Below are 12,730 nucleotides of genomic sequence, written 5' to 3' on the forward strand. Positions count from 1 at the left end.
CATCGGTCTCAGGCTGATAAATGACACTGATGCACAAATAGCTTGTGGAGCGGCGTTCGGTGGCCGTACGTAGTCCGATGAGCAAGAAAACGGGGCGAACGCTCTACGACGAAGGAACCCGCCTCGAGCGGATCGTCCCTGTTTAGAGTTGGCGAAACCATCTCTGTGCGTCTTGTTGCAATTCTACTTTCGCTCGGTCTCTGGCTCGCGCCCGTTCAGTAACTCGCGTACGGTAGTAGTTTGCGTACGGGGTCGTTTCGGATCGGACGGTCGATTTCGTCCGTCAGTGCCCGAGCACCCGGAGGATGATGCCGAGTATGATTCCCGAGATACCAATGAACAGGCCGACGCCGGGGATAACGGGAATCGGGATGAGGCCGATTGCGAGGACGATAGCGAGAATGATAACGACCGTCGACAGTCTGACCATACCGTTCCTATTCGCTTTTTCAGGGTAGCTGTTGGGCTTGCTTGTGCACCTTGTATAAACCATTCTTACTCCGAAAAATTTGGATGGGTGAAGTAATATCGTCCTAAAACCAACTCTGAAGACTAACTTCGGCCCGGAACCGTGATCGTACGGCCCTCATCTCTCAATGTCGTTTGAGAACGATAATTACGTGACTACACGAGGGTAGTATATGTTTACCGCGCTCCTGTAGGGGCGATGGTGATCCGGACGATGTGGCACCCTCGGAGTGTTGCGCCGCTTTTTCGTCACTTCTTTTCCGAGATAAAGTATATATTTACTATCAATTCCATATTCAATGACATTCCTAAAAAGTCCATAACATCTTGTTACCATGGTGGTGGTGATGTCCGAGACAAAATCGATCCCTAAGTTCGTAACCGATAACCCGCGATTACTAGGCGTACTGTTTACGATCTGTCTCCTCCTCTCCCAGGCTGGCACCGCTGCCGCCGCTAAGGGCGGGACCGTCGCCTAAGGGAGATCGCCGGGAGACACATCAACTGACCACCAAAATTTTCCGTCGACGACCGTTGGAACGCGCTCGAGAGCGAGCAGGTTGATCACTTCGGGCAGTGAGAGCGTCATCTCACGACCTTGTGCCTTTTAAACTGGGGGTGACTGTCGTCTTCGAACCGTTCCTGTTTTCGGCGGTATCCCAGGGAGCAGTGTGTACAATGTACGGACTATATAGACGGTGTAAAATGTGTGAACTGTATAGACCGTGTACAATGTGTGAATTGATTCCGACCGACAGGATCGTGAGTGGTCTGCATATCTTTTGTGCACTCGAGTGATTGAGTACCCTTGAGGACCCGGCCTCAAACGGCGAGTCGAAAATCGATTGTGAGTACCGCTAGAAGAACGGCCGATAGTAGAACGGGCTAATGAATCCCTCGACGAAGCCGGCGATTGCGAGAAGAACGCCGATACCGATGAGAACCCAGAACGCTCGCTCGAGTTCGTCGGCAAACGCCTCGCGGGTTATCGAACCGACTGACGCTTTCCAGAACGTGACTCCGAGGTGAACGCCCAGCGCACCCGCGAAGATGATCGCCGGAATCTCGAAGATTCCGTGGGGGATGACGAACGCGAGTAACTCGAGGGGTTCGACCTCGAGGCGGGCCGTTGCGCCGAGGAAGACGCCGTTGAACGCGATTCCGAAGATGGCCGGAATTGCGAACGCGAGCCCGGAGAAGGCGGTCGTCAGCGCGACCATCCAGTTGTTCCCGAAGAACTCGAGGGCCGCCGTTGGCGGCATGATCCCTTCGATTCGTTCGGAGATTGCCGCATCGAGTATTCCTTCGAACGGGGCGGCGGCCATCCAGCCAGCGACGAAGGTTCCGACGCCGAGTATCAGAATAAACGCGTGCGTTCCGGGTGTCGCGCGAACGAACCCACCCAGGCTGGCGAGACCGCGACGAATCCCACCCGTGAACTGCGATCGGAATGACGATTCGATTGGAGCAGGAGGTGCGATTTGACCGCGATAACCGCCGTATAGCGCCGTCTTCAATAAGTCGAGTGCCGGAGTGACGAGCAAGAGCGTAACGAGCGTGACGACGCTTCCGGAACCGACGACCGATAGAACCGAAATCACCGAGGCGAAGCCGATCGATGCGATGAGTGCGATGATAAAGTAAAAGATCGCCTCGACGGGTGCCGATCGAATGAATCCGGCGGCGTTCGAGAGCGACCCGAAGGCGGTGGTATCGTCGACGACGACGGCGACCGGAGCGAACGTGAACACGGCTCGAATCACAATAATAGCGCCGAACCACACGAGCGCACCGATGAACGCGACGGGAATCGCTAGGAGTGCAGAATCCAGAACAACGATCGACATCATCGCAACGAGTCCGACTCCCACCGCGAGAAAGAGAGTCACCAGTATCCACAGGACGACTTCGAGAACGTACAGTACCAGCATCGAGGGCCAGAACCGACGAGTGCCCGCGATTCCTGCGACCATGCCCCGTTCCGTACGGAGTCGGGCATAACACGTCGCAAGTTGGCCTGCGGACGCGACTGCGTAGAGACCAATCGAGAACACGATCATGAGAAGAACCGTCGCGAGGAGTGTCAAACCCGACACTACCCCGACGAGTGGGGTGAATCCTGACTCGATCGCTATCCACACCTCGTTCATCCACTCCGTGAACGCCTCTGGATTCTGTTCCGGATTCGGTGCGGTGCCCTCGATGTTCTCGATTTCGGTTCGAATGGTCGCGATAGTTCCTGTCGCCCAGAGAAGAATCCAGACAGCCAGGATTCCGAGGAAGGGGAACACGCGAGCGATTGCCGGAATCGCGCCGCCGAGAATGTAAAACGGAAGCAGATCTCCCGGCTTGCGAAGCGACCTTCCGACCGCCGAGACAGCTGTTGAAAGTTTCATCGACGTGACTACAGTGTTGTAAGCACGATCATATATTCTTGTTCATCAACACGCATCCTGCCGACTACTGTGAACGAAAATCACTTGTTGTTTGGATGACTATTCGAAACTATGCCCTCCGATCGACGAACGTTTTTAGCTGGCGCTGGCGCTGTCGCTGGGAGCGCTACGCTCGGCGGCTGCTCGAGATTGCTCGGCTCTCCACCACCCGATGAACCGCCCGCGGCTGGAGTCGAGGAGCTTCCGGATCCGGACGGTCACGTCTACGGTGCAAATGGAAGCTGGTCGAGTTTTGGTTGCAATGGGGCCAATACTCGCGAAGTTAGTGACGGGAAGGCACCCGTCGACGGCGTCTCCGAACGGTGGCGAGTCGAGACCACCCAGACATCGCATCAGGCTCCTGTTGTCGCGAACGGACGCGTGTTCCACCTCGAGTCACAGCGGACGCTTCGAGTCCTCGATGCGACGGACGGGTCGGAGCTGTGGACGTTCGAGGACGCCAACGCGGTGCCGTTAGTCCGTGACGGTGTCGCCTACGTTTCGGTCTGGAATACGGTTTATGCACTCGAAGCCGACACGGGCGACCAGTTGTGGGAGCGCGAGTTCGAACGCTCGAGGAGTGCAACGGCACCGTCGATGTACGGTGATGAGGAACTGATCTGTGGAATCGGGGAACGGATCGTCGCACTCGACCCCGACGACGGCGGTCTCGAGTGGGAACGGGAACTCGTCGGACGGGTGATCGACCACTCACCACACTTCATGGGATATCATACCGTCGTCACAACCGAGGCCGGCAACGTGTCTCTGCTCGGAGATTCCGGGGCGGGTTCGTGGCAGTGGGATCTGCCCGCTCTGCCGACGTGTCCGCCCACGGTCGATACGAACGCGATTTATGTCTCCTGTCACGACGGAGCGACCTACGCACTAGATGCTGAATCATGTCGTCTTCGGAAACTCTCTGGTCCGCAGAAACCGGTCTCATCGATCGGGGAATCGCCGTTGCGGACGGGCTCGTGTTCGTCGCCAACGGCCTGGACATGTCGGCCTACGATGCTGGTACTGGCGAGAACCACTGGAACACCAAAATCGGCGAATGGCGCCACACCGCACCGGCTTACGGTCGCGAGACCGTCTTCGTCGGCGGCGACCGCTTGCGTGCGTTCGACCCGGCACCCCGCGACGATCCGTCGAACGGGCCCGCACTCCGCTTCGATCGGGAGTTTGCCGGCCGCGTCGGCTCCGGTCCCGTCATCGACGATGGCGTGCTGTACGTTGTCGCCGAAGTCGAAAGCGAAGCGGAGTACGCATTGCTCGCACTCGAGTGATTCACTCTCGATAATTCGAACTCTCGAGCGAAAGTTCTCTTCTGGACGACGCTATCGCACACTCCCTCGAGCAGTGGTTGCGTTAGAGAGAACGAATCAGTCCCAGAACGCTTGTGTCCGCGCGTATTGGCGCTCCTTCGAGAGAATGTCTCGGTAGAACTCGTCCTCGTTTTCTCGGAGCTTGTTGATAATCTGGGCGGCGTTGTGCGGGCCGACGCCTCGAGCCGCCATCGCGATCACGGCCTTGTTACCGTGACTCTGGACGAGGCTCGCGCTCCGATACGCTCGTTCGGTCATCGAGCGCTGTTCCTCGTCTTTTTCCTGTGCTCGGACGGCGTCGACGACCTCCTCGGCCCACGGGTTCAGCGCCGCGATGCGCGTCGAGCCACACTCGGGACACTCGGGTTGCTCTCGCACCCGTCCGACCTTCGTTTTGACCTTCCAGTCCGTACAGTGGGTACACAACAGGATGATGCGGTCGTTCTGAATGCGTTCTCGAACCGTCTTGATGACGCTCGCGTCGGCGTTTTCGGGCGCAAGCAACTCTTTTCCCGAGGAGCGACCGCCGAGGCCGACGGGCGTTCGACCGCGGGCCGTCACGACCTCGAGCGATCCCGACTGTATTTCCTCGAGTACCCGGCTCGCCCGGTTCACGTCAAGATCCTCGTGAAACACCTCCCGGATCGCCTCCTCGTACATCGGCGTCTCCTCGAGCGCGGACAGCAGGCGGTCGTTCGACATCCGACCCGAACCCTGCCACCGCTTGAGCGCGCCGAACTTCGCGGAGACCTGCGAGAGTCGAAACGCGAGCGCGTCCGAGCGCTTGAGCCCCAACTCGAGTATCGACTCGACGTGGTCCGGATCGGTTTCCTCGAGCACCGCCATCACGTCGCTCGTCGCAACCGAGCCCGGAAGCTCGAGTTCGATCCGATACGGGTCGGTTTCGAGGCCGACGCTCGAGCCGCTCTGCTGGCCGAGCAGCGAGGAGAGCATCCGCCCGAGCGTTTCGTTCGTCGTGTGCCCGAAGGGCGCGTTCAGAACGACCGTTCGCCCCTGTCGCTCGAGCAGGATTCGATCCCGCGTCGGTATGATCGCCCCACTGTCGACGTGATCCTCGAGCTGGGAAACGGCCTCCGACAGCGTGCGGTGGTCGGCAGGATACCGATGGCGAAGCTCGTCGGCGACGGCATCGGCGTCAGCGCCGGACTCGAGTTGCGGTGCCGCGACGCCACGTAGCTCGCCGACTTCCTGTGCGACGTCGTAGGGAACGGGAATTTCCTGGCCGACCCAGGAGGGAATCTCACCCGCCGGATCCTCGATCGGACTCACCTTGACCTCGTCTTCGTCGTCGTCGATTTCGGCGATCCGCCACATCTCGCCGCGCTGGACGAAGATCTCTCCCGGGGCGGCGAAGTTGACAACGAACCGCTCGTCGAGTGTCCCGATCTGCTTTCCAGAGGCGATATCGTGGACTTCGTATGTCGCCTCGTCAGGGATCATCGAGAGGTTCGCGTAGACGTATTGCCAGGTTCCGCCCGTCGTCTCGATCCGGTCCTCGCTCTCGTCGAACCAGACGATTCGATTTCGGTGGAGCTCCGAGAGGACTTCTCGGAACGTTTCCTCGGTGAGATCTCGGAACGGGTACGCCGCGGAGATAGTCGAATACACGTCGTCAACGAACGTCGAGCCTCGGCTCTGAACGAAGCCGGGAATCTGGTTCGCGACGACGTCGAGGCTTCCCTCGTGAATCGCCGCGGGCTCGACCTCGCCGTCGCGGGCCCGCCGAGCGATCGCGAGCGCTTCGAAGGTGTCGTCGGGTCTGGTCGTGACGACGGTTCCGCTCGAGACTTCATCCCTCCGGTGGCCCGCCCGCCCGACCCGCTGGAGGAGCCGAGCGACCTGTCTCGGGCTCTGGTACTGGACGACGTGGTCGACCCGCCCGACGTCGATTCCCAGTTCCATCGAGGAGGTACACAACAGTGCGTCGAGTTCGCCGCGCTTGAAGCGGTCCTCGACGTCGATCCTGGCTTCCTTGGAAAGCGAGCCGTGGTGGACGCCGATGGGGAGGTTCAGCTCGGCAAATCTCGAGCCGAGCGCTTCGGCCGTCTGACGGGTGTTGACGAAGATGAGCGTCGACTCGTGGGTGTCGACGATGTCTCTCACGAGCCGAACGTGACTCGCCGTCTCGGCGCTGGTCATCAGTTTCCCGGACAGTCGTTCGTCTTCGTCCGTCACCTCGGGTTCTCGGACGGTAACGTCGACGTTGCTCCCGACGTCGATTTCTCGGATCGTACAGGAACGTCCCCCGGTCAGGAACTGGCCGACCTCTTCCGGGTCACCGACCGTCGCGGAGAGTCCGATCCGCTGAAATTCGCCCGAAAGATCCCTGAGCCGTTCCATGCCTATCGCGAGCTGTGCACCTCGCTTGGAGGCGGCGAGTTCGTGAACCTCGTCGATCACGACGTGAGAGATGTCCGTAAGCGCATCGCGAAGCCGCTCACCCGTCAGCATCGCCTGAAGGGTCTCGGGAGTCGTCACGAGGATGTCCGGCGGGTCTTCCGCTTGCTTTCCCCGCTGATACTGGGTCGTATCGCCGTGGCGAACGTCGACCTCGAGGCCGAGGTACTCGCCCCACCACTCGAGGCGGTCGCGCATATCTCGGTTCAGCGCACGAAGCGGAGTGACGTACAGCGCGCCGAATCCGTCTGGTGGACCGCCCGAAACGAGGTCGTCGAAGACGGGGAGCATCGCAGTCTCGGTCTTGCCACTCCCGGTCGGAGCGATAACGAGCGTATCGTCACCGTCCGAAAGCGGCGGAATCGCGAGTCGCTGTGGTGCCGTCGGCGTCGAAAAACCGCGTTCGGAGAGCGCGCCACGAACCGTCTCGCCGAGATTGGTAAACGCCGCGACATCCCCGTTGATCATCGAACACAGATAGGGGAGAACGGCGGATAAGCGCCACGCTTTGGGAACCGACCGCTCCGCTCAGTCGGTGTTGACGGACTCAAAAGCAGGTCGTTACGACGGATCGTCGCCGTTCTGACTCGGATCGAATATCGCTTCGATCTCGCAATCGAAGTGCGAAGCGAGTTTGAACGCCAACTCCAACGACGGGTCGTATCGATCGCGTTCGATAGCGTTGATCGTCTGTCGAGTGACGTCTACTGCTTCGGCGAGTTCCCCCTGACTCAGATCGTGTCCCTCACGTCGCTCGGGTAGGTCGTTATTCATCGGTGATCAAAGCCGATAGGAGACGATCGTGTAACAGGCTCCCCAGAGCAGGTACATCGCGGAGGCGGCGTAGATCGCTCCCCACATTGTCGACGTAATCGTCAGGTGTCCCGCCGCGTCCAACGCGTACAGCGCGGGGACGACGCCGATCCCGACGACGAACGCGACGGACATCGCCAGCCCGCTCGCCTGGCGAGAGATCTCCTCGTCGCGTTCGTCGTAGAACCGCACATCGCTCCACTTGGGAAGCAAGTAAGCCAGACCCGTGCCGAGCCAAGCTCCGACGAGATAGATAACGGTTCCCGCGTACTCTTGGTTAAACACGAGCCCTGCAAGTAGTCCAACGATCGCTATCGCAAAGATCGCATATACGGCCCGTTCGTACACTTTTCGCGTTCGTTCGGGCGTGCCAACGGTCGGAAGTGTGGTGTCGGACATGCTTTACAGTAAAGCGTACTTTACACCTACTATTAAATCTATCGTTGGTGATGCCGATCAGCGTCCACAGTCACGGAAGCGCCTCTCGAGATGCGCTATTGGTAGTGCGGACAGAGCGTCTCTCAAAACGAACGAAGGATCGGATCAACTGCCGTGCGAACAGCATTTCGGCCGCATGCTGATTTGGCCCGAATCGTCGAAATGCATCGCTCGAAAAAGGAGAGGCCACCCGTTAATCCACCCTCCTCGAGACGCCGACCGCCTGTGACCGCGTTCTACTCGAGTCTCCACTCCTCGTCGTTCACTCTCACAGCCGTGAGTTCGTCGCGATCACTCAGCAATCTAAACGAGAATCCCGCGTCGTCGCGTTCCGTCTGGATGTCGAGCGTCGTGACATCTGCGGTTACCTCCTCGACAATGGCGTCGCTCTCCGCCGAACGACCTCGCGTTCGAAGTCGAGTTCACGAGCGTATACGACTCCCAATACGAGGGATGTGAGGGCGATTACGAGGGCTGCGAGGGCGATTGCGGTAAGAATCTGGCTGAATCCCGTGATCATAACAGGATCGCTCGCCTGCTCAACGAACGTCTCAAGTACTGTTTCGCTCATCCAATCACCTCCCATGGCGTGCCCTCTGCAACGATATGTCCATCCACCATCTTGACGATGCGATCTCCCAGACGGTGTGTCTGGGCGGTGTCGTGCGTAACGAGAACACAGGTCAGATCATCACGAATCAGTTCAGCGAGGAACTCCTCAATTCGTTCTTCGGTTGCCGAATCGAGATGCGACGTCGGTTCGTCGAGTAGCAGTACTTCAGGACCGATATAAACCGTCCGGGCGATGGAAACACGCTGTTGTTCACCTCCAGAGATCATCGACAGGACGATTTTCGTATCCACCGAATCCCATTCGTTCGAGAAGGGCGGTAACACGCTCTCTGTTTACTGGTTCGTCTCGTATTCGGGCACCGAGTGCAACGTTTTCAGAAATAGTTCCCCCGCTGAGAGCAGGGTCCTGTAGAATCAAACCAATTCGTCTGCGCAGTTCCTGTGGATCGACCTCCCGGTAGTCAGTCCCATCGAGGTATACCGTTCCCTCGGTCGGTTCGTCTAATCGGTTGAGTAACCGGAGGAACGAAGACTTGACAGCCCCGATGGACCGATAATAGCGACGACATCAGATGTCTGGACCTGCATAGATACCGAGTCAACGATTTGCTCGCCATCGATAACTCGCGTAAGAGAATCCGTTTCGAGCTTTGGTTCCATCGTGGTATACTATTATCTCGGTGAGTACGCAAAAGCCACCGTATTTCGAGATTGGTTCGATCGCTGTCTGGGGATTTCTGTAGCTGAGTACAGTAACTACGCTTGCGTACAATTTCTTTACCGAGTTCGACTTCCCTCTATAAACTGCTTCAGCACCTATGGATATCTAATGTCACACCATAGAAACGCCAGTACTCGGACACTCCAGACGAATGCTGAACGAGACGTCTTCGGTGCAGCAATCGTGTATCTGAAACAGCGGACACCCAATTCACAACCGAAGGAGTTCCTCGATCGACTTCCCGCTGCCCGCCGAAATATTTGCTCTCGGCTCGTACGAGGCCTCCTTCGTGGACAGCCGGATGGGTTACCATCACATACCATTCTCCCGGTCAAACGGGTAGAACTTCCGGATGACGCACATCAAGCATTGCGAAGGATAGGGGCTGACGAACTCTTCCGACAAATCCAACCGCTTCCCGACCGCTGCCAGTCCGTTGCGTTCCTCCCGTTCCCAACTGCTGAAACGATCGTGGCGGCACCGATCGAAGCGATTCACGGCTACGATCGATTTCGACTCGCAGAAGCAGTTACCCTCCTTTCCTCTACAGAAGCAATACAGAACCCACATCCGGTTACTATTATTTCGCTACTCGAACAGGAAGGAGTGACGTCGCAAGAGCAAGCCGAACGAATTACCGAGGAGATCGCTGAAAGCACCGCAAATCTCGCGTTCGCTCGCCTCGCAGATCCCACAAATCCTGGCACCACGTTCGAGGCATCCGCGGATCACTCAACCGTTCTCGACATACTCGAAACGCTTCCTGGTGCCGATCCAGCGAGTGCGCTTGAGCGGCTCGCAACTGAGGGGCATCCGTTCCATCCGAGTGCAAAAATCAGGCGGGGGATGAATCCAGCAGAGTCGCTGCTATACGCCCCTGAGTTCACCGATGAGATCGACGTTCGATTTGTCGCCGTTGAGACGGAGCACGCACTCCAGGCTCACACTGGACCGACGCTTACTGAATTACTGTACGACTGCTTCCCCAGACTGAAAGCGGCAGTTGAGCGAGGGGTTCCGACGAACCGATCCAGTGAGGACTACGTGGTAGTCCCAGTCCACCCCTGGCAGTATTATCACGTCATTCCCGATCGGTATGCTGCACAGATTGACGTTGATCGAGTGGTTCCAGTTCCGGAATACACGGTGCCGGCAACGCCATTGCTCAATCTCCGAACCGTGGTTCCGAAGACGGACAACCCACAAACCCACCCACAGCCACACCTCAAACTCGCTGTTGACGTACAGCTGACCAACGTCGTCAGAACGGTGTCGCCACAGGCCGTCTCCAATGGCCCACAGGTAACGGAATTGTTGCACACGATTCTGGAGTGTGACTCGTTCGATCACCTCGGTATCCTTTCTGAAGCTGCGGCAACGTGTTATCACGCACCTGGTGGTCCCCATCCAGACGGCGATGAGTACCATAATGCCCGCAATCTCTCGGGACTCGCTCGACAGAATCCGTACGCTCATTCACTGGTACCAGAGGAAGGGGTACCAATCGCTGTCGGGAGTTTGCTGACGCCATCTCCCGTCACCAATCAACCGATCGTCTGTGACGTTCTGGATCAGTTTGCGGCCACTCGTAACAAACCGGTCACTACGGCGACCGCGAAGGCGTTTTTCGAAGCCTACGTCGATACGGTCGTTCCTGAACAACTGCATCTCCTGAGTAAATACGGTATCGCGCTCGAAACCCATCCACAAAACTCGTACGTGGTCTTCAGTAATGGAGAGCCGGTCGCTACAGTAGTGCGAGATCTCGGAGGCATTCGCGTATTAAACGATCGACTTACCCGCCACGGTTTCACCTTTGATGCCTATCCTGACTCTGATGTCGATGCCGACGGGGAACGGGATCTCTACAACAAGCTGTACTATGCACTCTTCCAGAATCATTTCACGGAGCTGATCATCACGCTTGTTGAACACACACCGCTGGACGAAACCGCCTGTTGGGACTACGTTCGAACGCGGTGTTTAGAGACCTTCGAGATGCTTCGCACAGAATCGAATATTCCCGAGAAGCGGGTCAATCGAGACGAAAATGCGTTATTCAAAGATCCCGCGACACACAAAGCACTGACTGCAATGCGTCTACAAGGGAAGCGACACGAGTACGTCACCAGTCACGTCTCGAACCCACTCGTTAATCCAGCGGAATAACAGTGGTAGGCTCTGGTGGGTGTACAATGGTCACTTCTGTGTTTTTGCCCAGTCCAGAAGCGGTTCGAGATGTTGACGGAGTTCGCGGCCATCCTCGGTGAGTTCGTACTCGACCCGAGGAGGGATCTCTTCGTACTGTGTGCGTGTTATGAGGCCTTTGTCTACGAGTTGGTCAAGTCGATCGGACAGTGTTTTACTGCTCGCATCCCTCAGGTGTTCTTCGAGTGTTTTGAATCGCATCGGTTCGTGTTTCTCGATGATGCTGATCGTTTCCAGCGCGTATTTCTTGCTCAAGACAGACATCGCATCAGCAAGGGGTTGGTAGTATTCGACCTCAGGTTCCGAATCGCCGCAACTGCACGATTCTGTTGCCATGTATTCGCTTAGACCGTGAGATGTCTTACTCTTTTGTCCAACAGACAACGGGTATCTGAGCGAGTTCACAATCTACTCAGGCTGGCTGAAATAGGTACGAACGACCCTATCAGACCTCGCGAAACGGGCCCAGGCGCGTTCCGTCGAGCAGATACGCCTCTCCGTCGGTGATCCCGTCGGGTAAAAACGGTGCGAGAAACGATTGACCGGGGACGTTCACCCACGTCCCGCCGACGAGGTCGTTGAACGCGGGAAGGCCGACCATCCGTGGCGGATTCCCGCCGTTCAGCCACGATAGCCCGTCGTACTCGTCTCGCCCCGTGAACGGCTCCGGGTCGAGTCGTCCACGGAGCCAGATCGGCTCCACGCGACTTCCGCCGACCTCGTCCTCGAGCCGTATACAGGGGTGTTCGTGGCCGAAACAGACCACGTCGGCCTCGAGCACCTCGGGTGCCGGCCACGTGTGCCCGTGACAGACGCCGAGCGGACCAAGTCGAATCCCATTTCCCGGGACGATCTCGAGTGCCCGTTCGACCCGCTCGTTCGGGTCGATATCGGTCCCGGTAGATTCGTGCTGATCGTCCCCATCGGGGCCGAGCCACGTTTCGATCGCCCCGTCGTGGTTTCCTTTCACGAGCGTCGTCGAAACGGATTCGGGGAACGACTCCAACAGCACCTCGAGTTCGCCGCGTTCGGCTCCACCGGGATCGCCGATGGCGTGCATCAGATCGCCACAGACCACGAGGCGGTCGACCGCGGTTTGATCGAGTAACCCGAGCAATCGCTCCCGGCGGTCGGATGCCTGACTCGGAACGTCGACACCCCGTTCGTAGCGCAGGCCGGCTTCGTATCCCGCGTGGTAATCAGATATTACCAGCGCTCGTTCTCCCTCGAGCGTCGCGATCGCCGCGGGGTGGCCTGGGATCGGTTCGAGGACTGCGCCGCTGTCGTTCTCGGATCGAGAAGGTGAGGCCATTCGGTCTGTTCGTGTT

Annotated in this window: 11 protein-coding genes and 2 pseudogenes; 4 read left to right on the forward strand and 9 right to left on the reverse strand. The window is 58.1% G+C overall.

What is annotated here, in order from left to right; all coding sequences use genetic code 11:
• Window positions 1–283: 283 nt before the first annotated feature.
• On the reverse strand, window positions 284–430 hold the full coding sequence (locus ACYQ14_RS01235; RefSeq protein WP_283838916.1) for a hypothetical protein: 147 nt from the start codon (window positions 428–430) through the stop codon (window positions 284–286).
• 385 nt (window positions 431–815) lie between these two features.
• On the opposite strand from ACYQ14_RS01235, the gene ACYQ14_RS01240 reads away from it, so the two are divergent.
• Window positions 816–947: a DUF7503 family protein gene (locus ACYQ14_RS01240; RefSeq protein WP_459884034.1), complete on the forward strand. Its 132-nt coding sequence runs from the start codon at window positions 816–818 to the stop codon at window positions 945–947.
• A gap of 378 nt (window positions 948–1,325) precedes the next feature.
• On the opposite strand, the gene ACYQ14_RS01245 is transcribed toward ACYQ14_RS01240, so the two are convergent.
• Window positions 1,326–2,864, reverse strand: a complete 1,539-nt coding sequence (locus ACYQ14_RS01245) for a stage II sporulation protein M (protein WP_459884036.1) — start codon at window positions 2,862–2,864, stop codon at window positions 1,326–1,328.
• Between the two features lie 111 nt (window positions 2,865–2,975).
• On the opposite strand from ACYQ14_RS01245, the pseudogene ACYQ14_RS01250 reads away from it, so the two are divergent.
• Together ACYQ14_RS01250 and ACYQ14_RS01255 are read left to right on the forward strand one after the other, a co-directional pair.
• Window positions 2,976–3,746: pseudogene (locus ACYQ14_RS01250) on the forward strand (outer membrane protein assembly factor BamB family protein); the annotation flags it as partial.
• Between the two features lie 59 nt (window positions 3,747–3,805).
• Window positions 3,806–4,192 (forward strand): outer membrane protein assembly factor BamB family protein, encoded by a 387-nt coding sequence (locus ACYQ14_RS01255; protein ID WP_459884039.1) that lies wholly within the window; start codon window positions 3,806–3,808, stop codon window positions 4,190–4,192.
• Between the two features lie 96 nt (window positions 4,193–4,288).
• Here ACYQ14_RS01255 and ACYQ14_RS01260 read toward each other — a convergent pair whose 3' ends face one another.
• The 5 genes and pseudogenes from ACYQ14_RS01260 to ACYQ14_RS01280 all read right to left on the reverse strand — a co-directional run bounded on the left by ACYQ14_RS01260 (window position 4,289) and on the right by ACYQ14_RS01280 (window position 9,020).
• On the reverse strand, window positions 4,289–7,117 hold the full coding sequence (locus ACYQ14_RS01260; RefSeq protein WP_459884041.1) for a DEAD/DEAH box helicase: 2,829 nt from the start codon (window positions 7,115–7,117) through the stop codon (window positions 4,289–4,291).
• A 93-nt stretch (window positions 7,118–7,210) separates the two neighbouring features.
• Window positions 7,211–7,423, reverse strand: coding sequence for a helix-turn-helix transcriptional regulator (locus tag ACYQ14_RS01265; protein ID WP_459884044.1), 213 nt, complete (start codon window positions 7,421–7,423; stop codon window positions 7,211–7,213).
• A gap of 6 nt (window positions 7,424–7,429) precedes the next feature.
• Window positions 7,430–7,861 carry a DUF2178 domain-containing protein gene (locus ACYQ14_RS01270; RefSeq protein WP_459884046.1) on the reverse strand — a complete coding sequence of 144 codons (432 nt, stop codon included), beginning with the start codon at window positions 7,859–7,861 and terminating at the stop codon, window positions 7,430–7,432.
• Between the two features lie 403 nt (window positions 7,862–8,264).
• Complete coding sequence (locus tag ACYQ14_RS01275) at window positions 8,265–8,471, reverse strand: hypothetical protein (protein ID WP_459884048.1); 207 nt, start codon at window positions 8,469–8,471, stop codon at window positions 8,265–8,267.
• Window positions 8,468–9,020, reverse strand: a pseudogene (locus ACYQ14_RS01280) (ABC transporter ATP-binding protein). Before ACYQ14_RS01280 ends, ACYQ14_RS01275 begins: the two are co-directional and overlap by 4 nt.
• 645 nt (window positions 9,021–9,665) lie before the next feature.
• Between ACYQ14_RS01280 and ACYQ14_RS01285 the strand changes: the two are divergent.
• Window positions 9,666–11,363: an IucA/IucC family protein gene (locus ACYQ14_RS01285; protein ID WP_459884051.1), complete on the forward strand. Its 1,698-nt coding sequence runs from the start codon at window positions 9,666–9,668 to the stop codon at window positions 11,361–11,363.
• A gap of 30 nt (window positions 11,364–11,393) precedes the next feature.
• On the opposite strand, the gene ACYQ14_RS01290 is transcribed toward ACYQ14_RS01285, so the two are convergent.
• Both ACYQ14_RS01290 and ACYQ14_RS01295 read right to left on the reverse strand, forming a co-directional pair.
• Entirely contained in the window at window positions 11,394–11,738 is a 345-nt protein-coding gene (locus ACYQ14_RS01290) for a winged helix-turn-helix transcriptional regulator (protein ID WP_459884054.1), read from the reverse strand.
• 109 nt (window positions 11,739–11,847) lie between these two features.
• Window positions 11,848–12,714, reverse strand: coding sequence for a metallophosphoesterase (locus tag ACYQ14_RS01295; protein ID WP_459884056.1), 867 nt, complete (start codon window positions 12,712–12,714; stop codon window positions 11,848–11,850).
• Window positions 12,715–12,730 lie beyond the last annotated feature (16 nt).

The sequence above is a fragment of the Halostagnicola bangensis genome, assembly GCF_054653435.1.